The organism is Noviherbaspirillum sedimenti, assembly GCF_003590835.1.
In the GTDB taxonomy this organism is placed as follows: Bacteria; Pseudomonadota; Gammaproteobacteria; order Burkholderiales; family Burkholderiaceae_D; genus Paucimonas; species Paucimonas sedimenti.
Genome location: NZ_QYUQ01000002.1, coordinates 1970525 through 1995076, shown reverse-complemented (window position 1 = coordinate 1995076; position 24552 = coordinate 1970525). Strand labels below are relative to the sequence as shown.

Below are 24552 nucleotides of genomic sequence, written 5' to 3'. Positions count from 1 at the left end.
ATGTGCCGGGCGTTAACTGACTTGGACGGTGACTAGGCGAGCCTGCCCAGGACCAGGTATTCGAGCAATGCCTTTTGCACGTGCAGACGGTTTTCCGCTTCATCCCATACCACTGACTGCGGACCGTCGATCACTTCCGCCGCAACTTCCTCGCCGCGGTGGGCCGGCAGGCAATGCATGAACAGCGCATCGGATTTGGCACGCGCCATCTTGGCGGCATCGACGATCCAGCCATCGAAGGCTTTCAGGCGCGCGGCGTTCTCCTCTTCGAAGCCCATGCTGGTCCAGACATCGGTGTTGACGAGGTGGGCGCCGGCGCAGGCGTCGGCCGGATCGGCGAACACGGTGTAGCGGGACTTGTCGGCAATCGCCAGCGCCGGGTCGATCGGATAGCCGGCCGGGGTCGATACGTTGACGTGGAAATCGAAGACTTCCGCCGCCTGCAGCCAGGTATAGAGCATGTTGTTGGCGTCGCCGATCCAGGCCACGGTCTTGCCGGCGATGCTGCCGCGATGCTCGATGAAGGTGAAGACATCCGCCAGCACCTGGCAGGGATGATATTCGTTGGTCAGGCCATTGATCACCGGTACGCGCGAATTGGCGGCGAAACGTTCGATGATCTCCTGGCCGAAGGTGCGGATCATGATCACATCACACATGCGCGACATGACTTGCGCCGCGTCCTCGACGGGCTCGCCGCGGCCAAGCTGGCTGTCGCGCGTGTTCAGATAGATGGCGGCACCGCCCATCTGGTGCATGCCGGCCTCGAAGGACAGCCGCGTACGGGTCGAGTTCTTTTCGAACACCATCACGAGGGTGCGGTCCGCCAGCGTGGGATGCGGTTCGTAATTCTTGAATTTGCGCTTGATGAGGCGCGCCCGTCCCATCACGTACTCGAACTCGTCGAGCGTGAAATCGGAAAACTGCAGAAAGTGTTTGATTGCCATAAATAGAAACGGCGGCAAGGGTGGCGCCTGCCGCCGGTTAATGTAACTGCTTCAATTATATGGGTTTTGTCGCTGGAATGACAGCCTGGGGCTGGTAGGGCTTATAAGTAATTGTAAATATGGAAATATTTCATTTTTATTGCCTGCATTTGGCTTGCCACCACTCAATATCCGATCGTCTGTGACGCCTCGTGCACCAGTTGCCGGTACAAGTCATGGCGGATCGGTGCAATGTTGCCGGAAGTGACCGCTTCCAGCACCGCGCAGGCCGGTTCGTTCAGGTGGTGGCAGTTATAGAATTTGCACTTGCCCAGATGCGGCGCGAATTCGACGAAGGCGCGCTCCAGCATGCCTTCGCTCAGGTGATACAGGCCGAATTCCTGGAAGCCAGGCGAATCGATCACGCTGGTGTCCTGGTCGATCGCATACAGACGGGTGAAGGTGGTGGTGTGCTTGCCGGTATCGAGCGCCGCCGAAATCTCGCGGGTGGCGATCTCGGCATCGGGCACCAGCAGGTTGATCAGCGAGGATTTTCCCATGCCCGACTGGCCGATGAAAATCGAGCTCTGCCCGGCCAGCAGCGGCTCCAGCAGGGCGCGGGCGGCGTCCGGGTTGGCGCGCACGGAAACTTCATGCACCGGATAACCCAGCCCCGCGTACAACGCCACGCGCTGGCGCACCTTGGGCAGGAGTTCCGTCACGTCGGTCTTGTTCAGGATGATGTGCGGCGTGACGCCGGCAGCTTCCGCCGCGACCAGGGAGCGTGAAACCAGGTCGTCGGAAAAACCCGGTTCGGTGGCGACCACGATCAACATTTGCGTGACATTCGCCGCCAGTAGTTTCGACTTGTACTGGTCGGAGCGAAACAGCAGGGTCTTGCGTTCGGCGATGGCTTCGATTACGCCCTGGTTGGGCGAGGTTCGCTTGATGTCGACGCGGTCGCCGACGGCGACATCACTTTTCTTGCCGCGCGTGACGCAATGCAGCAGCTCGCCGTCGATTTGTCCGAGGTAATGCCGACCGTGCGCGGCGATGATGGTGGCGGTCAGGTGCGCCATCAGGAATGCGCGCCGTCGTACGAACCGGCGAACACGGCATCGACCTTGGCGGCGCAGATGAAGTCGTTTTCCGACAGGCCGCCGTTGCCGGCATTGACCGAATGGGTATGGTATTTGACGGTGCAGCGGTTGTAGGCGACGCTGAGTATCGGGTGGTGGTCTTCGGCGTGGATCATGTAGGCAATGGCGTTGACGAAGGCCAGGGTTTCATAATAATTCTTGAAATTGAATGTGCGTGTCACCCGGCCTTCCTGCAATTGCCAGTCTGGCAGGATGGCCAGGTAATCCTGTACTTGGGCATCATTCAGGGCACTATCCTGATGCCGGCATTTTTTCTTCAGCAGGTCGGCGGTCGTCGTCATCATAGGGGTTTTCCTCAAGTGGTCTGGCTGCCAAGCAGTCGCTCGATGCGCAGCGCCGCCGGCGGATGCGAATCGTAGAAAGCCGAGTGCAGCGGGTCCGGCGTCAGGGTCGAGGCATTGTCTTCGTAAAGCTTCACCAGTGCGCTGACCAGGTCGGGAGCATGGGTATGTTTGGCGGCGAAGGCATCGGCTTCGAATTCGTGTTTGCGCGAGCTGATCGAGGTCAGCGGCGAAAACAGGAAGGTGAATACTGGCAGCACCAGCGCGAACAGGATCAGCGCCATGGCGTCGTTGCTGGCGCCGAGCATGGGGTCGACACCCAGGCCGGTGTAGAACCAGGTCTGCGTCTTGAGGTAGCCGAGCAGGGCGAGAAAGCCGAGCGAGAGGGCGAACATGACGACGATGCGCTTGACGATGTGCTTCATCTTGAAGTGGCCCAGTTCGTGCGCCAGCACGGCTTCGACTTCCTGCGGCGCCAGGCGCGCCAGCAGCGTGTCGAAAAAGACGATGCGCTTGGCGGTGCCGAAGCCGGAAAAATAGGCATTGCCATGGGCGCTGCGCTTGGAGCCATCCATGACGAACAGGCCCTTGGAGGCAAAGCCGACCCGATGCATGAGATTTTCGATACGCGCGCGCAGACTGTCGTCCTGCAGCGGCGTGAACTTGTTGAAGAGCGGTGCGATGACGGTCGGGTACAGCACCAGCATCAACAGCTGGAAGCCGCTCCAGACCAGCCAGGCATACAGCCACCAGAGGTCGCCGGCCTTGTCCATCAGGGCCAGGATCACCCATGCCAGCGGCAGGCCGATGGCGGCGCCCAGCAGCACGCCCTTGACCAGGTCGCTGAAGAACAGCGCGGGCGTCATCTTGTTGAAGCCGAATTTTTCCTCAAGGCGGAACTGGGAATAATAATTGAAGGGCAGGTCGATCAGGCCGGAGATCACGGCAAACGCCGCCAGCAAGGCGATTTGATATGTCATGCCGGGGCCGGTAAGGTCGAGGACCGTCACCGACAGCCATTGCAGGCCGCCGAAGAGCGTAAACCCGAGCAGTACGGCCGTATTGACGACAAGCATCACCATGCCCAGCCTGGTCTTGGCGACGGTGTAATCTGCGGCTTTTTGATGGGCGGACAGCGCGATCTTTTCCGAAAATTGGGCCGGCACATCCTGGCGATGCGCCAGGATGTGCCGGATATTGCGCGAGCTTAGCCAGAAGCGCACCGCCAGGGTGAGCAGCAGAAAAGCGATGAACAACAGCGAAAACACGTAAGAATTCATTCTTGGCCTGTGAGAAAATATCGGACTTCCAAGGAAAAACAATTATGTCACAACCTACTGATCTGCAAGTCCCGGTGCCGGCCAATCCGGCGCGTCCGAACGAATTTAACCTGGTCTGGGTCGATATGGAAATGACCGGCCTCGATCCCGATACCGACCGCATCATCGAAGTTGCGGTGGTGGTGACCGACCCGCACCTGAACGTGCTGGCTGAAGGGCCGGTATTTGCCATTCATCAATCCGATGAGGCGCTGGACCGCATGGATGCCTGGAACAAGGGCACCCACGGCCGTTCCGGCCTGATCGACCGGGTCAAGGCCTCGACGATTACCGAAGCCGATGCTGAAAGTGCGATTATCGCCTTCCTGAAACATTTTGTGCCGGCCGGAAAATCTCCGATGTGCGGCAATTCGATCTGCCAGGATCGCCGCTTCATGGTGCGCGGCATGCCAAAGCTGGAAGCATTTTTTCATTACCGCAACGTTGACGTCTCCACGCTGAAGGAATTGTGCCGGCGCTGGAAGCCGGAACTGGTCAGCGGCTTCAAGAAACACCAGAAGCATACTGCGCTCGCCGACATTATCGAGTCGGTTGAAGAACTCAAGTACTACCGCGAGCATTTCATCAAGCTGTAAAAACTGCCGGCGCCCGGCCACGCCCGCCGAGCGCCATTCCGGCTTCACGCTTGCTGGGGTTCCGCGCCGCAGCACTTCTTGAATTTCTTGCCGCTGCCGCAAGGGCAGTCGTCATTGCGGCCGACCTTGGCTTCGGCGCGCTCTACGGTCATGACTGCCGACTTGCGGTGCGGCAGCCAGTATTTGTGGATGTTCGGAATCGCCGCCTCGACCTCGATGGCAAGCTTGTGACGTTTTAAAGGATCATCCACCAGCACCATGTCCTCTTCCTCGATTTCTTCAGCGCCCAGCAGGTAGATCGAGCGCATCAGCGGAGCAAGATTGGAATCCCAGATCGGCGCCCAGGCATCGGCGCGCAAGTCGACCCCTTCCAGGAAACCCCAGGCCCAGGCTTCACCGTCAATGACTTGACGGCCTTCCCATTCGTATTCGCAAAACAGCGGTTCAAACTCCTTGGGCGCGACTTCAAATGTCATCACCACTTCATTCATGAAGCGCGCAATCAGGCTCATGATGCGGCTGCATTCCTTGTCCGACTTGAATTCCGGTGTCTTGCCCGAAGCACCCCAGACCCGTGGCAGCCATTCCGGCAGCAAGACTTGCTGCGGGCCAATCGCCAGGGCAGTCAGGTAGCCGTGCAGGCTATCCATGGTCATGCCGTCGTCGGCGCAACGGTCCGACAACAGGAACTGGTCGAGTTCGTCGAATTCCTTGTCGGAAATCGGTTCTTCAATATTCATGGACATGCCTTTGGGTCTGGTGCGAAAAAATGGCACCTTACCATTTTACTGGCCGGGGCGCTGCCTTGAATTGCATGAGAAAAATGCGATGTCACTTTGCTGGCCTTCTGTCCGTGGCAAATCTTGCCGATGAAAAAACTAATTCCTCGCATGGGCACCCGCAGGTTTGATGTAGTTAAACCAATTCATCCGCCACGCATGAAGAAGTCGCCAGTGACCGTTGGCTTGCAAGTGAAATTCGGTTTTTGATACAGGGCATCTGGCATCGCACCGGGCGCCGGAAAAGGCAGAAAAAGCCGGGAGAACGTATTTGCGCCGTACAATGGCGGACATGAATCCTGCCGCCATTCTCGCTACTCCCGCTTTTTCCAGCCTGACGCCCGATACGGTCCTTGACGCCCTTGAAGCCATCGGCCTGCGCAGCGATGGCCGCATGCTGGCCTTGAACAGTTATGAAAACCGGGTCTATCAGATCGGCATGGAAGACGGGCCACCGCTGGTGGCAAAATTCTATCGCCCGCAGCGCTGGAGCGATGCGGCGATCCTGGAAGAGCATGCCTTCGTCGAGGAGCTCGTCGAACGCGAAATTCCGGTGGTGCCGGCCTTGAATCTGGACGGTAAAACCCTGCACGTGTTCCAGGGTTTTCGCTTTGCCGTCTTTCCTCGCCATGGCGGGCGGGCGCCGGAACTGGACGATCCGGCCACGCTGGAATGGCTGGGACGCTTCATCGGCCGTATCCATGCCGTCGGCGCGATCCGCCCCTTCATCGAGCGTCCTGTACTGGATGTGGCCAGCTTTGGCGAGGAGCCGCGCGATTATCTGCTGGCGCACGGTTTCATCCCGGCGGAATTGACCGAGGCGTATCGCAGCGTGGCGGCGCAGGCGCTCGATGGCGTGCGCCACTGTTTTGCGCGAGCCGGGGAGGTCGCCGGCATCCGTCTGCATGGCGACTGCCATTGCGGCAATGTGTTGTGGACCGATGCCGGTCCGCATTTTGTCGATTTCGATGACAGCCGCATGGGGCCGGCGATCCAGGATTTATGGATGCTGTTGTCGGGCGAGCGCGCCGACCGGGTGCGCCAATTATCCGACCTGCTGGCCGGTTACGAGGATTTTTTCGAATTCAATCCGCAGGAATTGCATTTGATCGAGGCCTTGCGCACCTTGCGCCTGATGCATTACGCGGCGTGGCTGGCCAGACGCTGGGATGACCCGGCGTTCAAGCGCGCGTTCCCGTGGTTCGACACGCAGCGGTACTGGCAAGACCGGATCCTGGAATTGCGCGAGCAGATCGCATTGATGGATGAGCCGCCATTGTGGCCGGCGTGAAAAGCATGGCCAGTTGCGCAGGATATGGCCAGCTGGGGCGGCAGCGGCGACTCGGACTGTCCTGGGCGGTCAGACTTTTTTGCCGGCAGCAGCAAGCGCATCCAGTGCCGCAATGAGCTGGTCGACGTCGACAGCGTTGTTGGCGACCAGGACGGCGCGTTCGATGGCATCGTCGCGTCGGGTTTTCGGGAAAAAATCGAGCAGGTAATCCGCGCTTTCCACCCCGGCCATGCCGCGCCGGTCATCCTTTGCCAGGCGCCGCACATACCAGACCGCATAGCCGTTGGACTCTTCGCAACAATAGACTTCGGCATGGTGGAACGGTCCCAGAGGGGATTGATCTGGATCGGTTTGCCAGACAAGCTTGCGCCAAAGGTGGTTTTTTTTCGATTCGGTGATGTCGTGCATTTTGCGTCCTTGACTACTTTCTTGTCCTTCTCTGATCCGGATGTCTTGCAGCGCAAGCATACCGCATGACGAGTCTTCCCGGCCTTTTACTTGACGGTTTTTGCTCCTATAGTGGACGTATGGGCCGTTGCGCCCGGGTCCGTCAAGGAGAATGCAGATGGAGACGATTGCGCCCTTGCTGGCACGGCTGGGGATTGAATTGAAGCGCTACGAAGGCGCGGATTTACCCAGCTGCAGTCCGATCGACGGCGCGCTCCTGACGCGCCTGCGTAGCGATACCCCGGAACTGGTCGCGGCCAGGATCGGCCAGGCGCAGGTGGCACAGGCACGCTGGCGCATGGTACCGGCGCCGCGGCGCGGCGAGCTGGTGCGCCTGTTCGGCGAAGAGCTGCGCGCCCATAAGGCGGCGCTGGGCGAGCTGGTCACGCTGGAAACCGGAAAGATCCTGCAGGAAGGCCTGGGCGAAGTGCAGGAGATGATCGACATTTGCGATTTCGCGGTCGGCTTGTCGCGCCAGTTGTATGGCTTGACGATCGCGTCTGAACGACCAGGCCATCGGTTGATGGAGGCCTGGCACCCGCTGGGTGTGGTCGGCGTGATTTCGGCTTTCAATTTTCCGGTGGCGGTGTGGTCGTGGAATGCCGCGCTGGCTTTCGTGTGCGGCGATAGCGTGGTGTGGAAACCGTCGGAAAAGACGCCGTTGTGCGCCATCGCGGTGCAGGAATTGTTTGCCAGGGCATGCGCGCGCTTCGGCAGCGATGCGCCGGCTGGCCTGTCGCAGCTGGTGCTGGGCAATGCCGCATGCGGTGCGGCGGTGGCGGAGGATGCACGCGTGGCGCTGGTCAGCGCCACCGGCAGCACGCGCATGGGGCGCGAAGTCGCGCAAGCCTGCGCGCGGCGCCTGGCGCGCAGCATCCTCGAACTGGGCGGCAATAACGCCATGATCGTGGCGCCGAGCGCCGACCTCGACATGGCATTGCGGGCGATCGTGTTTTCCGCTGTGGGAACGGCAGGGCAACGCTGCACCAGCCTGCGGCGCCTGTTCATCCATGAACACGTGTACGACGCGCTGCTGGCGCGCCTGAAAAAGCTGTATCTGGCGCTGCCGGTGGGCCATCCGATGGATCCGCACACCCTGGTCGGCCCCCTGATCGACCGCGCCGCCTTCGAGGCGATGCAGGCGGCGCTGGCGGCGGCCAGGGCGGAAGGCGGACAGCTTCTTGGCGGCGAGCGCATCGCGCCGGACGCCGGTCCCTATGCATATTATGTGCGGCCGGCACTGGTGGAAATGCCGGACCAGACGCCGGTGATGCGGCGCGAGACCTTCGCCCCGATCCTGTACCTGATGCGCTACCGCAGCCTGGAACAGGCGCTGGCATGGCACAACGCCGTGCCGCAGGGATTGTCCTCCAGCATATTCACCCGCGACTTGCTGGAAGCGGAAATTTTTATGTCCGCCGGCGGCAGCGATTGCGGCATCGCCAACGTCAATGTCGGCCCCAGCGGCGCCGAGATCGGCGGTGCATTCGGCGGCGAAAAGGAAACCGGCGGCGGTCGCGAATCCGGTTCGGATGCCTGGAAGGCTTACATGCGGCGCGCCACCAACACCATCAATTACAGCGGCACCCTGCCGCTGGCACAGGGCATCCGCTTCGATGTGTGAACCGCCGCGCCGGCTATTGACGGGGATGATTCCCTTTGAGGCAGCTGTCGATTGCCCCAATCAGTTTGGCGGCGTTGAAGGGCTTGACCACGAATGCGCTGGCGCCTGACTGCCGGGCCTGCTGCACATTGTCCAGGGTCGACAATGCGCTGACGACTACGATGCCGATTTCCGGATGCAGCTCGCGCAGCCGTTGCGCGGCCTGATTGCCGTTCAGTTTTGGCATGTCGATATCGAGGAAAACGACATGCGGCTTCAGGGCCATGCAGAGTTCGACCGCCCGTTCGCCATCGGCTGCTTCTCCGACCACGGTATAGAAATGGTCTTGCAACAGCAGGCGCAGCGCAGCGCGTGTGGTGGCATCGTCGTCGGCCACCACCACATTGATGTTTTCACGTTTTTTGAAGGGCGCCAAGCTCGTGCCTCCTATGCCAGCAGCATGGCGCGCAGCCGGGCTTCTATTCTTGCGTACTCAGCCGCGATGGCCTGCAATTGCTCGCCCAGATTGCCCGGGTTGCCGTTGCGGCAGTCCAGTTCCATTGCCTGGCACATGGCCGCCAGACTGGACGCGCCAATCGATGCGCAACTGCCGCCCAGTGAATGCACTATCTTTGCCGCTTGTGCGGCGTCGCTTGCCGCCGCCGCTGACTGCAAGGCAGCCAGGCGTTTCGGACTGTCGCCCAGGTAGAGTTCGGCGAGCATGGCGAAGTCTTCCCCAAACATGTCGCGCATGGCCTCCAGCTCATCTGCTTCCCGCTCATCCGCTTCCCGCATCCTTGTATCCATTTGGCTTGGCATTTGGTTAAGTTGCTATTCTGCACATCTTAAGCGATCCCCCGTATGAATGGCAAAAACATTCTTTGCTTGCACGATGCAGGCCGGTGCGGCATTGGCACGCTTGCGACAGGGGAGGAGGCGTGATGCTGAATTGTCGGAAATTTTATTGCCAATAACCAAACTTTCGCAGTAATCTAGCGCCTTGGTCCGCCGGCACGGCAAGCGTCCGCTGCTTGCACGCCATCTGGCCGCACACAAGAATAAAAAGTCATTCCAGGGGAGTAAGGTATGTCCAACATCGCAGGCAAAGCCTATGCCATGAGCGTGATCACGCCGATCCGCTGGTACATGGCATGGATCAATAAATTATTTTTCTGGATTGCGCAGAATCGTTCTTCCACCCTGAAGGGGCTGATCACGCTGTCGCTGATCCACTATGCACGCTGGGTCGTCATCGGCCGCAGGCAGTTCCCGCATCTCCATCCGCAGCAGCCGAAAGAAGACCTGCGTTACAGCTACATGCTGTTCTTCAGTAATTTCAACGGCAGCTGGGATCAATATGTCGATTCCTTCACCTTTTCGATTCCCAGCGGGCTGGATCTGTTCTGGAAGTGGAATATCCGCTACCCGAATTCGGTGCCGCTGACCCCCTTTCACGAATACATCCGTTACAACCAGATCGAGACCACGCATTACTACAGCGCTTATCCGCTGGCCTCGTCCAACGACATCAAGGCGGCAAAAAAAGTCCGCCAAGCCTTGCTGGATTTCGAAACGCAATCGCAGCAGGCGCCGGAGCAGTTCATGCAGGGCTATCAGGCCATGCTGCGCCATGTGCAAAACGACCTGGGCGACATGCGGCCGACACCGATCGTCAGCATGGCCGCCAACCAGGTGGAAAAACGCCGCCGGCGCGACATTCGCAAGGAGCACGAACGCCTGGCAGCCCTGCGGGAGGAGCGCAAACATGCCTGACAAAAGCGGAAACGTCTATGCCCTGACCATCCTGTCGCCGATCAGGCCGGGTCGCCTGGATGAAGTCGCCTACGCCGATGTCGTGCGTAGCCGCCTGGATGCCTGGAATTTCCTGGAAAACAGTCCGATGGCCAAAGTGCCGCAGACTTACCTGTGCCGCTATTTCGTGCTGGATGATGTGTTTACCCAGTCCCTGGCCGGCGGCGACGTATTTGGCCCGCTGTTCGATTTCCTGTCGATTTTTTCCGATCGGGCGCGCCGGCGCGCCTTGCCTCGCGAAGACCATCTGAAATCGAAGTACCTGGTGTTTTCCTGCAACTTCCATGGCGATCTGGACAATTACCTGCGCAGCATGTGGCTGGCCGCCGGCAACGAGATTCGTCATGCCTGGGAGTTTTGCTATGCCTTCGACCAGGTACGCAATGCCGACGATTTTGTCGCTTACATGAAAAAATGCCGGCTGAAGGCGTCGCTGTTTTTTGACGGTTCCAATGACGACCCGCTGGAAGAGCAGTTGAAGGCGCTCTACCTGAAGCAGGAATTCGGCAAGTTCGTTGTCGAGCACCAGGGTTTGCCAGCCGAACAGTTGCAGCAGGCCTATCGCGAATTCATTGCGCGGGCCGAGCCGGCCAACCTGGCGGGGCCGAGCTGGCATCCGGGCCAGTATCGTTTGCGATAGGAGATGCGATGACAAAAGTGCTGGATTTGCTCGATATTCAGGGCAACGTGATCAAGGCGTATGGCCGTTTCAGCTTTCCGTGCGCGCGCTACCTGCTGTTGCGCATTCATCACGGCGAACGCGGGCGGGCGTTCGTTGCCGCGGTGGCGAGACAGGTGACTACGGCGGTGACCTGGGGCGATGGCCCGGGCCAGATGCCCAAGCCGTCAGCCACGACCAATATTGCCTTTACCTTCGCCGGACTGCAGGCGCTCGAATTGCCGGAAGCTTCCCTGCGGGGGTTCCCGCCGGAGTTCGTGATGGGCATGAAAGCGCGCAAGGCTATCCTGGGTGACAATGGCCCCAGCGACCCCGAGCACTGGGACCCGGTCTGGCAGGGCGAGCAGGTGCATGTCTTCATCTCGATCAATGGCCAGCAGCCGGAATATCTCGAGCAACGCTACCAATGGCTGCTCGGCCTGATTGCCCAAAGCGAAGGCGGCGTGTCGTTATTGCACGGTCATTGCGGCGACAATGGCGTCGCCGACCTGCCGTATCAGCCCGCCCAGGCATTGCCGGAAAATGGCAAACTGACCAGCAAGGAACATTTCGGCTATACCGACGGCATCGGCGACCCGGTTTTCGAAGGCTTGCCCGGCCCGGCGCGTCGCGTCGAAGGGCGCGGCAAGCAGACCGACAAGGGTTGGGAACCGCTGGCGACCGGCGAATTCATCCTCGGCCATATCGACGAAGCGAGGGAGTATCCGCCTGCGCCGGCACCGCTGTCACTGGCGCGCAACGGCACGTATATGGTGTACCGCAAGCTGCATGAAAACGTCGGCAGCTTCAACGACTTCCTCGACCGCGAAGGGAGTCGGTATCCGGGCGGCCGGGAGCAGCTGGCCGCCAAGTTTGTCGGCCGCTGGCGCGACAATGGCGCGCCCCTGGCCGATGCGCCCGATACCGCCAGCAAGCAGGATTGGGATCGCCGCTTTGCGCAGGCAGCACCGGCGGAAAAAGACCGGATGCTGAGCGCCTTCACCTTCGACCATGATGCCGACGGCGCCAAATGCCCGTTCAGTGCGCACGTGCGCCGCATCAATCCGCGCGCGTCGCTGCAGACCACGCCCGGCGCTTTCGATACGCCCGGGGCACTGGCCAACCGCCGCCGCATCCTGCGCCGCGGCTTGCCCTATGGCGAGGTCAGGGATCAACGGCGCGACGATGGCAATCACGGCATCATCATCCTGATGATGCAGGCCGACATCAAGCGCCAGTTCGAATTCGTGCAGCAGCAGTGGATCAATTACGGCAACGATTTCCGGGCCGGCAACGACAAGGAAATCATCCTCGGCAACCACGACGCGGAATATCCGAGCCGGGCGGTGCTGCCGGTAGCGCAGGACAGCGACCAGGCGCCGTACTTTTTGCGGAATATTCCGCGCCTGGTCGAAACGCGCGGCGGCGATTACTTTTTTGTGCCCAGCATGACGGCACTGCGCATGATCTCGGAGGGATCGGTCGATCCGACCTGAAGCGGATCGATGTCCCAGCCGGTCGGCTCCTGGCGCGGCACCTGGTTGCGTTCGTGCCGGAATGCCGAGATCAGGTCATAGACGACCCGGCGCGCGCGGTTGATGCCGCCCAGCGGCCGGTGCGCCGGCAGGCTGTGCCAGGGCGTGAAGGAAAGATTTTCGCCGAATGTGCGCTGCGCTTCAGTATCGAATTCCTGGCGCGGGATGCGGATGGTGGCCAGCTTGCGGTAGGGGGAGACCACCTCATCCCAGGCGCGGCCCGGGTCTTCGATCGGCATCGTATCGGCATCGGTCTGCAATTGCACTGCAAAGTCGAACAACGCGTCTTCCCGCCGCAACTGCTCGACCATGGCCGTGCGCAGATAATCGTCGGCGGGTGTGTCTGGCAGCGCGTCCGCGCGCTGGATCCGCGGCATCGTCGAATACTTGGCCGCGGTGGCGCCAAACAGGTAAGGGGTGGTGCTGAAATAGCGGATCTGCAGCGGATTGGCGAACTTGCGCAGTGACCTGAAAAGATTGCGGATCACGCGCCAGTGCAAACCGAAAAACCATATTTTTGACCACAGGCTGCCGGTCATGGCCTTGATCAGGTCGTCGAATTGCGCCACGTCCCGGGTGACGAAGGCATCGGTGCTGATCAGGATGAAATCCTGGGTCAGTTCGTTTTTCTGATCTTCCAGCAGTTTTTCGCCAGGCACGCCCATCAGCTTGATGGCCATGCCGCGAATGTCGCGGTCGCTATCCGGGCCCCGGCTCGGGCTTTGGTTGGAAAAGCGGATCCAGGCCTGGTAAGTCCGCGCCTGCGCGAATACGCCGACCTGCAATGCGGCCGGCAGATCCGCTTCGACAGTGAATTCGGCCCTGACCACGCCATGCATCTTGGGGTGGGCGTCGCGCCGCATGATGCCGGTCGGGTTTTCCCGGATGATTTTCGCCTGCAAACGCGCTGCCAGGTCACGGATGCGCTCTGCTTCGCCTGCGGGGATGGATTCTGTCGCCAGCTGTTCGTTTTTCATTGTTATCTGTGGTCTTGTAGTCTGTAGTCTGGATTTTCGGGTCATTTCATCCCCGGTTTGCCGTCGCGAGTATTGTCTCGTCAGGCTTTCGCCCATAAGATAGCAAAAGCGTGAAATAAATAACAAGAATTTTTGGGGGTGTTTTGCTGAAATTCGGCGCAATAGAGACACGGTTCTTTTGTCAGGCGACGGACGCGGCTGGTGCGCGGAGCGGGCTGCAGGTCAGCGATACGTTCGACCTCGCAGGCACGCTGGCGGTTTGCCAGGCGATCGTCGACAGCCTGGAGCGCTGGTATGCGCAGACGCCCATGCACCAGGCGCTTTGCCCCGGAAATATTCATATTCACGAAGACGGCAGCGTCGAGTTGCGCAATGAGGTGATGCCGCCGCTGGCTTATATCTCGCCAGAACAGACCGGCCGAATGAATCGCGGCGTCGATTACCGTAGCGATTTTTATTCGTTGGGAGTGGTGTTTTACCGGCTGTTGACAGGCGCGCTGCCCTTTTCGGGCGCTGCGGCGATGGAAATTATCCATGGCCATATCGCTCGCCAGGCAAGGCCGCCGGCCCACATCAACCCCGCAGTGCCGGCGGTGGTGAGCAATGTCGTCATGAAGCTGCTGGCGAAAAATGCGGAAGACCGCTATCAAAGCCTGGAGGGTGCGCGAGCGGATCTGCAAGCCTGTCGTGCGGTGCTGGAAAGTGGCGGCGTGTTGCCGGACTTCGAACTTGGCAAGGCCGATGTGTGCGACCGGCTGCAGTTGCCGCAAAAACTGTACGGGCGGGACACCGAACTGGCGCAATTGCGCCAGGCTTTGGATCGGAGCATGACCGTTTCAGCGGAATTTTTGCTGGTTACCGGCTATGCCGGCATTGGCAAATCTTCCTTGATCCATGAATTGCACAAGCCGGTCGTGACGCTGCACGGCTATTTCATTACCGGCAAGTTCGACCAGTTCAAGCGCAATATCCCGTATTACGCGATTGCCCACGCTTTCGGCGGATTGATCCGCCAGATACTGACGGAAAATGAAAGCCGGATCCAGGAGTGGAAGGCGCGGATCCTGGGCGCACTGGGTACAAACGGCCAGTTGATGATCGATGCCATCCCCGATCTCGAGTACGTCATCGGCAGGCAGCCGAAAGTTGTCCGTCTCGGCGCCAATGAGGCGTTGAACCGCTTCCGCTACGTGGTCCAGAATTTCATCGGCGTGTTCGCCAGGCGGGAGCATCCGCTCGTCATTTTCCTGGATGACTTGCAGTGGGCCGACGAGGCTTCACTCGAGCTCATCGAGCTGTTCATGAACGGTCTCGATCGCACGTCGCTGCTGGTCATCGGTGCCTGCCGCGACAATGAAGTGGATATCGCCAGTCCCTTGCTGACAACGCTCGAGACCATTCGCAACAAGGTTGCGGTCACCACGATTGAACTCAAGCCATTTGACGACGCCACGGTGTGTGCATTGATTGCGGATGCGGTCAAGGCGGCACCCGCTGCCGTGGCGCCGCTGGCGCAACTGGTGTATCGCAAGACGATGGGCAATCCATTCTTTGTGGGCGAGTTCATCAAAAATCTGGGCCGCGAGAAGCTGCTGCGCTTTCATGGCGGCCAGTGGCACTGGATGCTGGCCGAAATCGAATCCTTGCAAATTACCGATAACGTGGTCGACCTGTTGACCCGCGAGCTGGCCCGCCTGCCGCAGCAAACGCGGCAATTGCTGCAACTGGCTGCCTGCATTGGCAACCGCTTCGATTACCGGACATTGGCGATCCTGGCGGGGAAAAACGCCGATGAAACCCAGTTGTTGCTGCAGCCTGCCTTGCAGGCCGGGCTGGTGATGGCGCCCGACAAGGCTTTTGCCAGTCCGGAGATTTCATCGCATGTCTATCGATTTCAGCACGACCGGGTGCAGCAGGCCGCGTATGCGGAAATACCGGTTCAGGCTGGCAAGGCCATGCATCTGCAGATTGGCCGTTTGCTGACCGCCTCCATTCCTGAAGAGCAGCGCAGCGAGCATTTGTTCGATATTGTTTATCATTTGAATGCCGGCAGTGAACTGATCCCGGGCGACCGGGAAAAAATTGAACTCGCCAGGCTGAATTTGCTGGCTGCCCGCAAGGCCAAGGCGGCGGTGGCGCATGAGACCGCATGGAAGCTGGCGTCGAACGGTCTGGCATCGTTGCGCGGCATCGGTGAAACTCGCTCGCCGCTGCATTTTTCCCTGCAACTGGAACAGCTCGAAAGCGGATTCATGAGCCATCGTTTCCACGAAGTCGAGCGTATCGGCGAGTCGATGCTGGCGTATGCGTCCGACGATGTGCAAATGGCCCGGGTGTACGACGTCCTGATCCATTCCTGCCTGTACCAGGATCGCCACGCGGATGGCCAGGCGCTGGCGCTGCAGGCGCTGCGCATGTTGGGGGTCAAAGTACCCGCCAGGCTGATCAGGCCGGCCTTGGTCTGGCGGTTGTGGACGGTGAAGTGGCAGCTGGGACGCTTCGACAATCAACGCCTGCTGGATTTTCCTGAAGAAAGCGAGGCGATCGAGCTGCTGAAACAGAAAATCCTGAGCCGGGCGGTGTCGGCATCCTATGTTGTCAATCCTGCGCTGTTTCCGATCCTGACGTTCGAGCAGATCGAGCGTGCCCTGCAACGGGAGCGCTTCTCGCCTGGTTTGCCATGGGCGCTCGGCGGATATGCGATGGTGGCGATCCAGGGTGGCGCCATACCGCTCGCGACCCGGCTTGGCCGCCTGATGCTTGAATCGAATCTGAAAAACCAGCCGACCTGGCAAAAGGATAGTCATGGCGTGCGTGTCGGCTTCCTTGCGTACGGGGCGATTTTTCATTGGTCGCGACACTTGCTGGAGGCGCCTGAGCCGCTGTACGAAAATTATCAGGCCGGGCTGGATATCGGCGAATTCGAATATGCGTGCTACAGCCTGGTGTCGGCGCTGCGCGCTGAATTGCTGGTTGGGCGTCCTTTGGGCGGCCTCGCGGAAAAATTGCAAGGCGGCCTGGAGCGGGCAGTTCAGTTCAGGCAGAAAACCTCCTCGGACGCCCTCGCCATTTTTCTTCGCTACGTTTCGGCCATGCGTGGCGATGGCGCCGACCAGATGGAGGATGGCAGTCAAGCGCCCAGCACGACCAGGCTGACGCTGTTCCACCAGCACCTGTTCGAGGCGATGCGCGCATATGCATTCGGACAGTTCCCGCGGGCGCTGGAGCATAGCCGGGACGCCGAGCCCTACCTCGCCTCTGCAGCCTGCATGCCGTCGATCCCGTTGTGGCATTTTTGTCATGCGCTGTGCCTGCTGGCCTGTCATGCCGAAATGGGCTTCAGGCAGCGTTACGCCGTGTACCGGCAGATTCGGCAGTTGCAGAAAAAGCTGAAATTGTGGGCGAGTCACGCCCCCATGAATTATCTGCACAAATGGCAGCTGGTGCAGGCCGAGCTCAAGCGGGTGCAGGGCAAAACCCGGGAGGCGGCGGAATGGTACGATGCCGCCATCAAGGGCGCGCACGAACACGGTTATCTGAACGAGGAGGCGCTTGCCAATGAACTGGCCGCCAGATTTTACCTGGCCATGGGCAAGCTGATGTATGCGCGTATATACATGGCTGAGGCGCATGCCCGATACCAGGAATGGGGCGCGCTTGCCAAGCTGGCCCAGTTCGAACGCGCTTACCCGGAGCTGCTTGCTGCCGTGGCTGCGCCCGGACCTGCGCAAGCCGCCTTGACCCTGGCGCCGGCACAGCAGTACCTGGACATCGAAACCGTGATCAAGGCATCCAACACCCTGTCTGGCGAAATCCACCTCGACAAGCTGCTGGAAAAGCTGATGCGGATCCTGATCGAGAATGCCGGGGCGGAAAAGGGCGTGCTGCTGCTGCTGAAGGACGGGACTTTGCAGCTACAGGCCAGTATCGAAGGGGACCTCATCGAAGTCCGGCAGGCCACGCCGCTGGATGAGCAGGCGCGGCTCAGCCTGAGTGTTGTCAACTATGTCAAGCGTACCGGCGACAAGCTGGTCCTCGGTAACGCTGGTACTGACGCCCGTTTTAATGACGACCCCTACATCGCGCAAACCCGGCCGAGGTCGTTGTTATGCATACCTTTGCAAAAGCAAGGCGCGCTGGTCGGCATCCTTTATCTTGAAAACAACCTGGCGGTGGATGCGTTCACCCCCGAGCGCGCCGGACTGCTGCAAATCCTGTCGACGCAAATCGCCATCTCGCTGGAGAATGCCAGTCTTTATCACGACCTGGAACGAAAAATCGCCGAGCGCACCCGCGATTTGTCGATTGCCAAGGAAGCAGCGGAATCGGCCAACCGTGCCAAGTCGGAATTCCTGGCAGTCATGAGCCATGAAATCCGCACGCCGATGAACGGCATGTTGGGGATGATGCAACTGGCGAACATGGAGGCGACCAACCCCAGCCAGAAGGAATACCTGGAAACAGCGCAATATTCCGCGGAAGCCCTGCTGACCATTCTGAATGAAATTCTTGACTTTTCCAGGCTGGAAGCAGGCAGCCTGGAATTCGAATCCATCAGCTTTGATCTGATTAAAACCGTCGAAAGCGTCATCAACCTGATGTCGGCGCGCAGCCGCGAAAAAGTCATCGCCTTGCGGCTGGATTTTCCGGACAGCCTGCCGCGTTTCGTACAAGGCGATGTGGCCAGGCTGCGCCAGGTACTTCTGAATCTGATCGGCAATGCGTTGAAATTCACCGAGCAGGGCAGCATCACCTTGCGGATCCGGCAGTTGCCGGAGCACCCCGAGCGGTTGCGGTTTACGGTGAGCGACACTGGCATCGGCATTGCGCCCGCAGCGCAGGGCCGCTTGTTCCAGTCTTTCTCGCAAGCGGATAATTCGATTACCCGGCGATTTGGCGGCACCGGCCTCGGCCTGTCAATCTGCAAAAAGATCGTTGACATGCAGGGCGGGCAAATCGGCGTGGACAGCACCGAAGGGGTCGGCAGCGATTTCTGGTTCGAGCTGACGCTGCCATCCTCCGTGGCGCCGCATGAAAGGACGGTCGCCAGGGAGGTGCTGTCAACACCGACTGGCGGCATGACGATCCTGGTGGCGGAAGATAATGAAATCAATCAGAAAGTGGCGTTCTCGTTACTGCAAAAGGCCGGACATCGAGTGCATGTGGTGGCCGATGGCCTGGCTGCGGTAGCGGCGGTTCGCACCCAGGTCTACGACGTGGTCCTGATGGACATGCACATGCCGGAAATGGATGGTCTGGAGGCCACGCGCCTGATTCGGGCCATGGAAGCACCGTGCGCCAGCGTGCCGATCGTGGCATTGACCGCTGCAGGTGCGGCTTCCGATATCCAGACTTGCCTGGATGCGGGAATGAATTATTTCCTCAGCAAGCCTATCCGGATCGACAGATTGCGTGCCGTATTGATGGAATTGTCCGAGGCGGCCGAGGATTGAAAAGGCGATAACGCCGAAGTAAGCCGGATTTCCCCTTTTATTCCGTGCCTGGTTCGCCAGTATTCGTTTGATAATGCTTAATATGAAATTCCGGCGTCTTTCCCAGATTAACGCCGCGCCGGATACCCACAACAAGCGGGAGTAATCGATGGATACGAATCAGGCAATGCGCAAGCATCCCAATCTGCGCGTGGCATACGCGGAAGATGAGCAGCCGGCATCATCGCAAGCGGCCGCTTTGGAATCCACCGGCCCGCAGGGTGGGATTGCGCTGCAAACCATTCGTGAAGCGATTGCCCGGGTCGAAGCGGAGGCGAAAGCCACGGTTGCGGCCGAAAACCGCGCGTATGCCGAAGCCCGCGCCCGCGCCCTGGCCGAAGACCGTGCGATCGCCGATGCCGCCGCCAGCGCCGAAGCGTATCAGCGCACCAAGGCTGCTGAAGAAGCGATTGCCCTTAGCCGCTCCCGCCTGGAAGCAGAGCGGCAGGCGCGCATGGCCAGTGAAGCGAAAATCGCCGCCGGCCACCAGGAACTCGCCGAACTGCGCGCCCGCGCCGAAGCCGACGATCAAGCCAGGCAACAGACTGAAGCGCGGGTTCGCGCCGAGCAGGAAGCCCGTAAACGCGCCGCCGAACAGGCTGCAGCAGAAGCAGAGCTGGGTGCGGTAGCTGCCGCAGCTGCACAAAGGCTGGAACAGGAAACCGAACACGCGCGGCGCCAGGTGGCGGAACGGGTCGCCGCCGCCAATGCCGCCCAGGCTGCTGCCGCGGCGCGCGCGCGCACCGAAACGCGCATGGCTGAACTGGCGCGCGAGCGTGAACGCCAGGAAAAGGAGGCGTGCCAGACCGCTGAAATGCTGGTGGCGGCCCGTAGCGAAATACTCGAGCGGGCGCAGGAACTCCAGCGCGCCGACGTATTGGCGCTGGAATCCACATTGAATCGCGTTCCCGCCGAAGTGCTTGCTGTTGAGCAGGCGCGGGCACGCGCCGCTACCGAACAGGAGCAGGAAGCCGTAGCCCAGGCGCGCATCGAGGCGGAAAGCCGGGTCCTGGAATCCTTGCACCTGCGGCTGCAGGCTGACCTCGACTTGCGCGACGCCGCCGTGCGTCGCGAGCAGGCCGAGGCGATGCGCGTGGTGACCGCACAGGCGCGCCGTGACGCCGAAGAACGCATCCGCCACGCCACCGAAGCGCGCATCCAGGCCGAGCGTGAATTGCAGGCATTTGCCATCGAACGGGTCGAAGCCGAGCATTACGCCGATGTCCAGGCGCGCGATCGGCTGGCCGCCGAACAGCAAGCCATCGCCGCAGCGCGCCAGCGCGCAGAACTTGAGTCGCAGGCTACAGCCGCTGCGCACGCTACGACCGCCGAGGAATCGCGCGCTGCGCAACTGGCTGCCGAGCGCGCCGAACTGGAACGCGCGGCCATGCACCATGCCGCCACACGGGTGGCGGTAGAACAGGAAGCGACCCTGCTGGCCGTCGAGCAGGCTGAGTTGCAGCGTGCCGCAGCACTGGCAGCGCAGGAAAAAGCGCAGCAGGCGGCGGAACTGGCGCGTCTCGAACAGGAACGCGTGGCGGCCGAACAGCGCGCAGTCGAAGTCTTGCGGGAAAAAAGCGCGCTTGAACAGGTGGCGACCGCCGCGTCGCAGGCCCGCATGCAGGCCGAACAGGAAAAGCTGGCGCTGCTGCGCCAGCGCGAACAAGTCGAGCAGCTCGCCAGAATTGCCGAGGAATCGCAGACGGCGGCGGCGCGCATTGCGCTTGCCAAGGCGCAGGAACAGGCTGAAATGCAGCAGATCGCAGCGCAGGCCGCGATGCAAAAGGCCAAGCAGGCGGTAGCGCTGGCAAGTGTCGAGCGCCAGTGCGCCAGGCAGGAGCAGGAAGCGCAGAATGCTCTGCAACAAAGGTTGAGCGCCGAGATGGCGCGTGCCGAAAAAACCGCGCAGTTGTTACAGGTGGAACAGCAGTGCCTGGCAGCCGAACAGGCTGCGCTTGCTGAAACCGAAGCACGCGCGCAGTCGCAGGCTGAGCAGGCTGAAGCCTTGCGCGGCAGGGAAGAGGTTGAACGTGAAGTGCGCCAGGCTTGCGAAGCGCAAGCCACCGCCGCCCGCCATATCACCGCGCAAACGAAGGAAAAGCTCCAGCAGGAGCGCAAGGCCGCTCAGGCGACATTGCAGCAGGCGCGTGAAGCCACAGAGCTTGCGCGCATCGAGCGCGAGCGTGCCGCTGCCGAGCAACGCGCGCTGCAGGCCTTGCAGGGAAAAGTGCAGGCAGAGCAAGCCGCCATGGAGGAAGCCGAAGCGCGTGCCCTGGCTGACCAGGAACATGCGGCCTTGACGCGCAGCAGCGAACAGGCCGGGCAGCAGGCGCGGCTGGCGCTCGAAGCGAAAAATGCCGCCCTGCGCGCAAGGGAAGAGGCCGAGCGGGAAGTGCAGCAGGCTTATGAGGCGCAGGCAATCGCCGCCAAACATCTGGCTGCCCAAGCAAAGGAAAAGGCCGATCACGAGCGTCATGCCGCCCGGGCTGCGCTGCAGCAGGCGCGTCAAGCCGCTGAATTGACGCGCATCGAACGCGCGCGCGCCGCAGCGGAACAGCAGGCGGCGCTGGCCATTCAGGAAAAATTACAGGCCGAGCAGGCAGCCCGGGAGCAAGCCGAGGCCCGCGCCCTTGCGGAACAGGCGCAAGCAGCACTGGCGCAGCAGCGGCAGGCGGCGGAGACGACAGCCAGGCTTGCCGAAGAATCGCGCCTGGAAACCGAGCGCAAGGCCCTGGAAGATGCTCGCCAGCAGGCTGAAGCGCAGGCCCGGTCTGCCTTGCTGCAAGCCAGGCTCGAGCAGGAAAAGGCACAGGCGCATGTGCTGGTCAGTGAATTGCTGGAAAAGCTATCGCAACAACGCGATGAAACCGATGACTGGCACTTCCGGGCTGAAACCCTGCTGGCCGAGGCGCCGTTGACGGTCGCCGCCAAGCCGGTCGCCAGCGGGCACAGAAAGGTGGTAACGGTATTGCTGGGCGCGGTGCTGGTGGCAGCCCTGGCGGGCGCGCTTGCCTGGCGCTTGCCCGCTGCCAGCCACCAGGCGGCCAGCCCGGCTGCAATGCCGGTATCGGCGAACACGGCCGTGACCTTTGCCGCGCCCGTGCCGGCTGCCGCAATGACAACGAAACTGAACCTGTCTTACCAGCTCGGTTCGCAGGCGCCGAGCGGGCAGAGCGAGGAATAATCCGCACGATCATCCCATCGCCGGAAGATGCTGTACCTGCAGTTTGGTGCAACATCTTCCGGCTTTATTTTAAAGTCGAATCTTTGTCATGGGAAAAAAAGCGGGCGACTCGGTATACAATGCCAAAACCCCGGCATTTATACTATAAAACAAGATCAATGAGAAAACCGTCTTTCCTGCCCACTGCTCCAATCGATTCAAGCATGCGAAACATGTACAACAAGACCTTGCTGGTTGGCGGCCTGGTGGCTGCATTGATGGCGGCGCCGGCTTTTGCCGATGACGCGGCAGATGTCGGCAAGCTGATGCGCGGGGGGCAGTTTGCCGAAGCGCTGGGCAAGGCGAATGCGTTTCTCGCGCAGCGTCCCAAGGACGCCCAGATGCGCTTCCTGAAAGGCGTGATCCTCACGGAACAAAACAAGTCGGCAGAAGCGATTGCCATTTTCACCAGGCTTACCGAAGATTTCCCCGATTTGCCTGAGCCTTACAACAACCTGGCCGTGCTGTACGCCTCTGGCGGACAATATGACAAGGCGCGCGCGGCCCTGGATATGGCGATCCGCACCAATCCCGCGTATGCCACCGCGTACGAAAACCTGGGTGATATCCACGCCAGGCTGGCCAGCCAGGCATATGACAAGGCCTTGCAGCTGGACTCCGGCAATACCGCCGCCAAGTCCAAGCTGACCTTGCTGCGCACGCTGGCGGTTGGCAATGTCAAGCCGGCGCCAGTGCCAGTCAGTACCCAAGTCGCTGTTGCAGCGCCCGTGCCAGCAAAGCCGGTGCTTGCAGCCCCGGAACCGAAGATCGCTGCGGTCGACAAACCGCTTGCCAAGCCGGCAACGAAGCCTGAACCAGCTGCAAAAGCCGAGCCGGCGCGTGACGATGAGCGCGACGACGTGCTCAAGGTGATCAACGCCTGGGCCAAGGCGTGGAGCAACCAGGACGTCAAGGCTTATCTTTCCTATTACAGCAATGACTTTCAGGCACCTGGCGGCCAATCGCGCGCTGCCTGGGCCGATGGACGGCGTGCGCGCATCGTCGGCAAGGAAGAAATCAGCGTCAAGGTCGAATCGCCCCAGGTTACGGTCAATGGCACTACTGCCACCGCCAAATTCCGCCAGGTGTATGTATCGGACAAGTTGACGGCCAACAGCCGCAAGACCCTGATCTTCACCAAGCAGGGTAGCAAGTGGCAGATCCGGCAGGAGCGCGCGGGTAGCTGATGTCGTGTTTTAGCGTGAAACCGGCGGCACGAATGGCCGCCACCCCGGCGCGTATGCTGGCCCTATCCTGTGCTTTTCTGTTTACCGCCGGCCATTGGCTGGCGAGTGCCCCTGCATTGGCCCAGGCCAGGCCGGCGCAAGTTGCCTCTGCCGGCAAGGCAAAGCCAGACCCGGAGGCACTGCTGCTCGAGGTGTACAAGGACCTGGGCGCCAATCGCCTGCGCCAGGCGCAGGCCAAGGCCGACGCCCTGGTTGAAGCCTATCCGACCTTCCGTCTTGGCCAGTTGATTCGCGGTGACCTGCTGCAATTGCACACCAGGCCGATTTCCACCCTGGGCGCCGCACCGAATGCGCCCGAGGACAAGCTCAAGAGTTTGCGCGACGAGGCAAGGGCACGCCTGAAGTGGCTGAAGGAAAAGCCCGACAACAACTTGTTGCCGCGGCCGGTCCTGCAATTGCGCGATGACCAGAAGCAGGTGCTGGTGGTCGACGCCAGGCGTTCGCGCCTGTATGTCTATGACAACCAGCGCGGTCGCTTGAAATTCAACACGGACTATTACATCAGCCAGGGCAAACTCGGCATCAACAAGCTCAAGGAAGGCGACCAGCGCACTCCCATCGGTGTGTACTACATCACGCAACGGGTGCCGGGCGCCAAGCTGCCCGATTTCTATGGCACTGGTGCCTTGCCGATCAATTACCCGAACGAGTGGGACAAGCTGAACGGCCGTAGCGGGTCCGGCATCTGGCTGCACGGGGTACCCAGCGACAGTTACAGCCGGCCGCCGCTCTCTTCCGACGGTTGCGTGGTATTGACCAATGCCGACTTGAATCAACTCTATCAATCCGTCGAAGCCGGCAAGACACCGGTCGTGATTGCCGATCGCGTGGAATTCGTCAGCCGGCCCAAGTGGGAAAGCGAGCGCAATCTCGCCAACCGTCTGGTCGCCGAATGGCGCCGCGATGTGGAAAGCCGTGATGCGGCGCGGGTGATGTCCAATTATTCCCGTCAGTACAAGTCGGAACGGGGCGAAAGCCTGCAGACCCTGAGTGGCAAGTATCAAAAAATCCTCAAGGGCGTGAAAAATATCTCAATGCAAATCAAGGATGCGACCTACTTTCTGTATCCCGGGCGCGATGATCTGATCGTTGCTACCTTTACCCAGGAATCGGCCATCGGTAAAACCCGCAATTCCGTGCGCAAGCGCCAGTATTGGGAGAAGGAAAGCGGTCATTGGAAAATCATCTCGGAAAATAACCTCTAGC

General features: G+C 60.6%; 19 protein-coding genes. 10 read left to right on the top strand and 9 right to left on the bottom strand.

Going from position 1 to position 24552, the window contains the following annotated elements; genetic code table 11:
* Nucleotides 1–32: 32 nt before the first annotated feature.
* The 4 genes from argF to D3878_RS09305 form a co-directional block, all read right to left on the bottom strand.
* On the bottom strand, nucleotides 33–947 hold the full coding sequence (gene argF, locus D3878_RS09320; RefSeq protein ID WP_119785220.1) for an ornithine carbamoyltransferase: 915 nt from the start codon (nucleotides 945–947) through the stop codon (nucleotides 33–35).
* A 164-nt stretch (nucleotides 948–1111) separates the two neighbouring features.
* Nucleotides 1112–2005: a ribosome small subunit-dependent GTPase A gene (gene rsgA / locus D3878_RS09315; RefSeq protein WP_119785219.1), complete on the bottom strand. Its 894-nt coding sequence runs from the start codon at nucleotides 2003–2005 to the stop codon at nucleotides 1112–1114.
* The gene (locus D3878_RS09310; RefSeq protein WP_420799507.1) at nucleotides 2005–2370 is read right to left on the bottom strand and encodes a 4a-hydroxytetrahydrobiopterin dehydratase; all 366 of its coding nucleotides are present in this window, start codon (nucleotides 2368–2370) and stop codon (nucleotides 2005–2007) included. Before D3878_RS09310 ends, rsgA begins: the two co-directional genes overlap by 1 nt.
* 11 nt (nucleotides 2371–2381) lie before the next feature.
* On the bottom strand, nucleotides 2382–3647 hold the full coding sequence (locus tag D3878_RS09305; protein WP_119785218.1) for a M48 family metallopeptidase: 1266 nt from the start codon (nucleotides 3645–3647) through the stop codon (nucleotides 2382–2384).
* A 44-nt stretch (nucleotides 3648–3691) separates the two neighbouring features.
* On the opposite strand from D3878_RS09305, the gene orn reads away from it, so the two are divergent.
* Entirely contained in the window at nucleotides 3692–4282 is a 591-nt protein-coding gene (gene orn, locus D3878_RS09300; protein ID WP_119785217.1) for an oligoribonuclease, read from the top strand.
* A 44-nt stretch (nucleotides 4283–4326) separates the two neighbouring features.
* Here orn and D3878_RS09295 read toward each other — a convergent pair whose 3' ends face one another.
* Complete coding sequence (locus tag D3878_RS09295; RefSeq protein WP_119785216.1) at nucleotides 4327–5022, bottom strand: UPF0149 family protein; 696 nt, start codon at nucleotides 5020–5022, stop codon at nucleotides 4327–4329.
* A 331-nt stretch (nucleotides 5023–5353) separates the two neighbouring features.
* On the opposite strand from D3878_RS09295, the gene D3878_RS09290 reads away from it, so the two are divergent.
* Nucleotides 5354–6352 carry a serine/threonine protein kinase gene (locus D3878_RS09290; protein WP_119787796.1) on the top strand — a complete coding sequence of 333 codons (999 nt, stop codon included), beginning with the start codon at nucleotides 5354–5356 and terminating at the stop codon, nucleotides 6350–6352.
* A gap of 69 nt (nucleotides 6353–6421) precedes the next feature.
* Here the strand turns inward: D3878_RS09290 and D3878_RS09285 are convergent, their stop codons facing one another.
* A complete protein-coding gene (locus D3878_RS09285; RefSeq protein WP_119785215.1) occupies nucleotides 6422–6760 on the bottom strand; it encodes a hypothetical protein in 339 nt (112 codons plus the stop codon).
* Between the two features lie 157 nt (nucleotides 6761–6917).
* Here D3878_RS09285 and amaB point away from each other — a divergent pair, with 157 nt between their 5' ends.
* Complete coding sequence (gene amaB / locus D3878_RS09280) at nucleotides 6918–8423, top strand: L-piperidine-6-carboxylate dehydrogenase (protein ID WP_119785214.1); 1506 nt, start codon at nucleotides 6918–6920, stop codon at nucleotides 8421–8423.
* Nucleotides 8424–8436: 13 nt separating this feature from the next.
* Here amaB and D3878_RS09275 read toward each other — a convergent pair whose 3' ends face one another.
* On the bottom strand, nucleotides 8437–8838 hold the full coding sequence (locus tag D3878_RS09275) for a response regulator transcription factor (protein WP_158592223.1): 402 nt from the start codon (nucleotides 8836–8838) through the stop codon (nucleotides 8437–8439).
* Nucleotides 8839–8849: 11 nt separating this feature from the next.
* Nucleotides 8850–9209: an Hpt domain-containing protein gene (locus tag D3878_RS09270; RefSeq protein ID WP_158592222.1), complete on the bottom strand. Its 360-nt coding sequence runs from the start codon at nucleotides 9207–9209 to the stop codon at nucleotides 8850–8852.
* A gap of 279 nt (nucleotides 9210–9488) precedes the next feature.
* Between D3878_RS09270 and D3878_RS09265 the strand changes: the two genes are divergently transcribed.
* From D3878_RS09265 to D3878_RS09255, 3 genes are read left to right on the top strand one after another with little or no spacing between them, the layout of a single operon-like run.
* Nucleotides 9489–10175, top strand: a complete 687-nt coding sequence (locus tag D3878_RS09265) for a hypothetical protein (protein ID WP_199688122.1) — start codon at nucleotides 9489–9491, stop codon at nucleotides 10173–10175.
* The gene (locus D3878_RS09260) at nucleotides 10168–10854 is read left to right on the top strand and encodes a hypothetical protein (RefSeq protein ID WP_119785211.1); all 687 of its coding nucleotides are present in this window, start codon (nucleotides 10168–10170) and stop codon (nucleotides 10852–10854) included. The genes D3878_RS09265 and D3878_RS09260 overlap by 8 nt, the downstream gene beginning before the upstream one ends.
* Before the next feature lie 8 nt (nucleotides 10855–10862).
* On the top strand, nucleotides 10863–12368 hold the full coding sequence (locus D3878_RS09255; RefSeq protein WP_119785210.1) for a Dyp-type peroxidase: 1506 nt from the start codon (nucleotides 10863–10865) through the stop codon (nucleotides 12366–12368).
* Here the strand turns inward: D3878_RS09255 and D3878_RS09250 are convergent.
* Entirely contained in the window at nucleotides 12302–13384 is a 1083-nt protein-coding gene (locus D3878_RS09250; protein ID WP_119785209.1) for a catalase family protein, read from the bottom strand. The genes D3878_RS09255 and D3878_RS09250 overlap by 67 nt on opposite strands.
* A gap of 143 nt (nucleotides 13385–13527) precedes the next feature.
* Between D3878_RS09250 and D3878_RS09245 the strand changes: the two genes are divergently transcribed.
* From D3878_RS09245 to D3878_RS09230, 4 genes are all read left to right on the top strand, one after another.
* Entirely contained in the window at nucleotides 13528–18837 is a 5310-nt protein-coding gene (locus tag D3878_RS09245) for an AAA family ATPase (RefSeq protein ID WP_119785208.1), read from the top strand.
* A 148-nt stretch (nucleotides 18838–18985) separates the two neighbouring features.
* On the top strand, nucleotides 18986–22060 hold the full coding sequence (locus D3878_RS09240) for a coiled-coil domain-containing protein (RefSeq protein ID WP_119785207.1): 3075 nt from the start codon (nucleotides 18986–18988) through the stop codon (nucleotides 22058–22060).
* A 203-nt stretch (nucleotides 22061–22263) separates the two neighbouring features.
* Entirely contained in the window at nucleotides 22264–23286 is a 1023-nt protein-coding gene (locus tag D3878_RS09235; protein WP_233556290.1) for a YybH family protein, read from the top strand.
* 53 nt (nucleotides 23287–23339) lie between these two features.
* Nucleotides 23340–24551, top strand: coding sequence for a L,D-transpeptidase family protein (locus tag D3878_RS09230; protein WP_199688263.1), 1212 nt, complete (start codon nucleotides 23340–23342; stop codon nucleotides 24549–24551).
* The last annotated feature ends 1 nt before the right edge of the window (nucleotide 24552 follow it).

Excerpts from the sequence above, each read along its gene's own strand:
- D3878_RS09310 (WP_420799507.1), bottom strand. The coding sequence starts at position 2,370 with ATGATGACGACGACCGCCGACCTGCTGAAGAAAAAATGCCGGCATCAG.
- D3878_RS09305 (WP_119785218.1), bottom strand. The coding sequence starts at position 3,647 with ATGAATTCTTACGTGTTTTCGCTGTTGTTCATCGCTTTTCTGCTGCTC.
- amaB (WP_119785214.1), top strand. The coding sequence starts at position 6,918 with ATGGAGACGATTGCGCCCTTGCTGGCACGGCTGGGGATTGAATTGAAG.
- D3878_RS09230 (WP_199688263.1), top strand. The coding sequence starts at position 23,340 with ATGCTGGCCCTATCCTGTGCTTTTCTGTTTACCGCCGGCCATTGGCTG.
- D3878_RS09255 (WP_119785210.1), top strand. The coding sequence starts at position 10,863 with ATGACAAAAGTGCTGGATTTGCTCGATATTCAGGGCAACGTGATCAAG.
- D3878_RS09235 (WP_233556290.1), top strand. The coding sequence starts at position 22,264 with ATGCGAAACATGTACAACAAGACCTTGCTGGTTGGCGGCCTGGTGGCT.
- D3878_RS09295 (WP_119785216.1), bottom strand. The coding sequence starts at position 5,022 with ATGAATATTGAAGAACCGATTTCCGACAAGGAATTCGACGAACTCGAC.
- D3878_RS09250 (WP_119785209.1), bottom strand. The coding sequence starts at position 13,384 with ATGAAAAACGAACAGCTGGCGACAGAATCCATCCCCGCAGGCGAAGCA.
- D3878_RS09240 (WP_119785207.1), top strand. The coding sequence starts at position 18,986 with ATGGATACGAATCAGGCAATGCGCAAGCATCCCAATCTGCGCGTGGCA.
- orn (WP_119785217.1), top strand. The coding sequence starts at position 3,692 with ATGTCACAACCTACTGATCTGCAAGTCCCGGTGCCGGCCAATCCGGCG.
- D3878_RS09260 (WP_119785211.1), top strand. The coding sequence starts at position 10,168 with ATGCCTGACAAAAGCGGAAACGTCTATGCCCTGACCATCCTGTCGCCG.
- D3878_RS09290 (WP_119787796.1), top strand. The coding sequence starts at position 5,354 with ATGAATCCTGCCGCCATTCTCGCTACTCCCGCTTTTTCCAGCCTGACG.
- rsgA (WP_119785219.1), bottom strand. The coding sequence starts at position 2,005 with ATGGCGCACCTGACCGCCACCATCATCGCCGCGCACGGTCGGCATTAC.
- D3878_RS09285 (WP_119785215.1), bottom strand. The coding sequence starts at position 6,760 with ATGCACGACATCACCGAATCGAAAAAAAACCACCTTTGGCGCAAGCTT.
- D3878_RS09265 (WP_199688122.1), top strand. The coding sequence starts at position 9,489 with ATGTCCAACATCGCAGGCAAAGCCTATGCCATGAGCGTGATCACGCCG.
- D3878_RS09270 (WP_158592222.1), bottom strand. The coding sequence starts at position 9,209 with ATGGATACAAGGATGCGGGAAGCGGATGAGCGGGAAGCAGATGAGCTG.
- argF (WP_119785220.1), bottom strand. The coding sequence starts at position 947 with ATGGCAATCAAACACTTTCTGCAGTTTTCCGATTTCACGCTCGACGAG.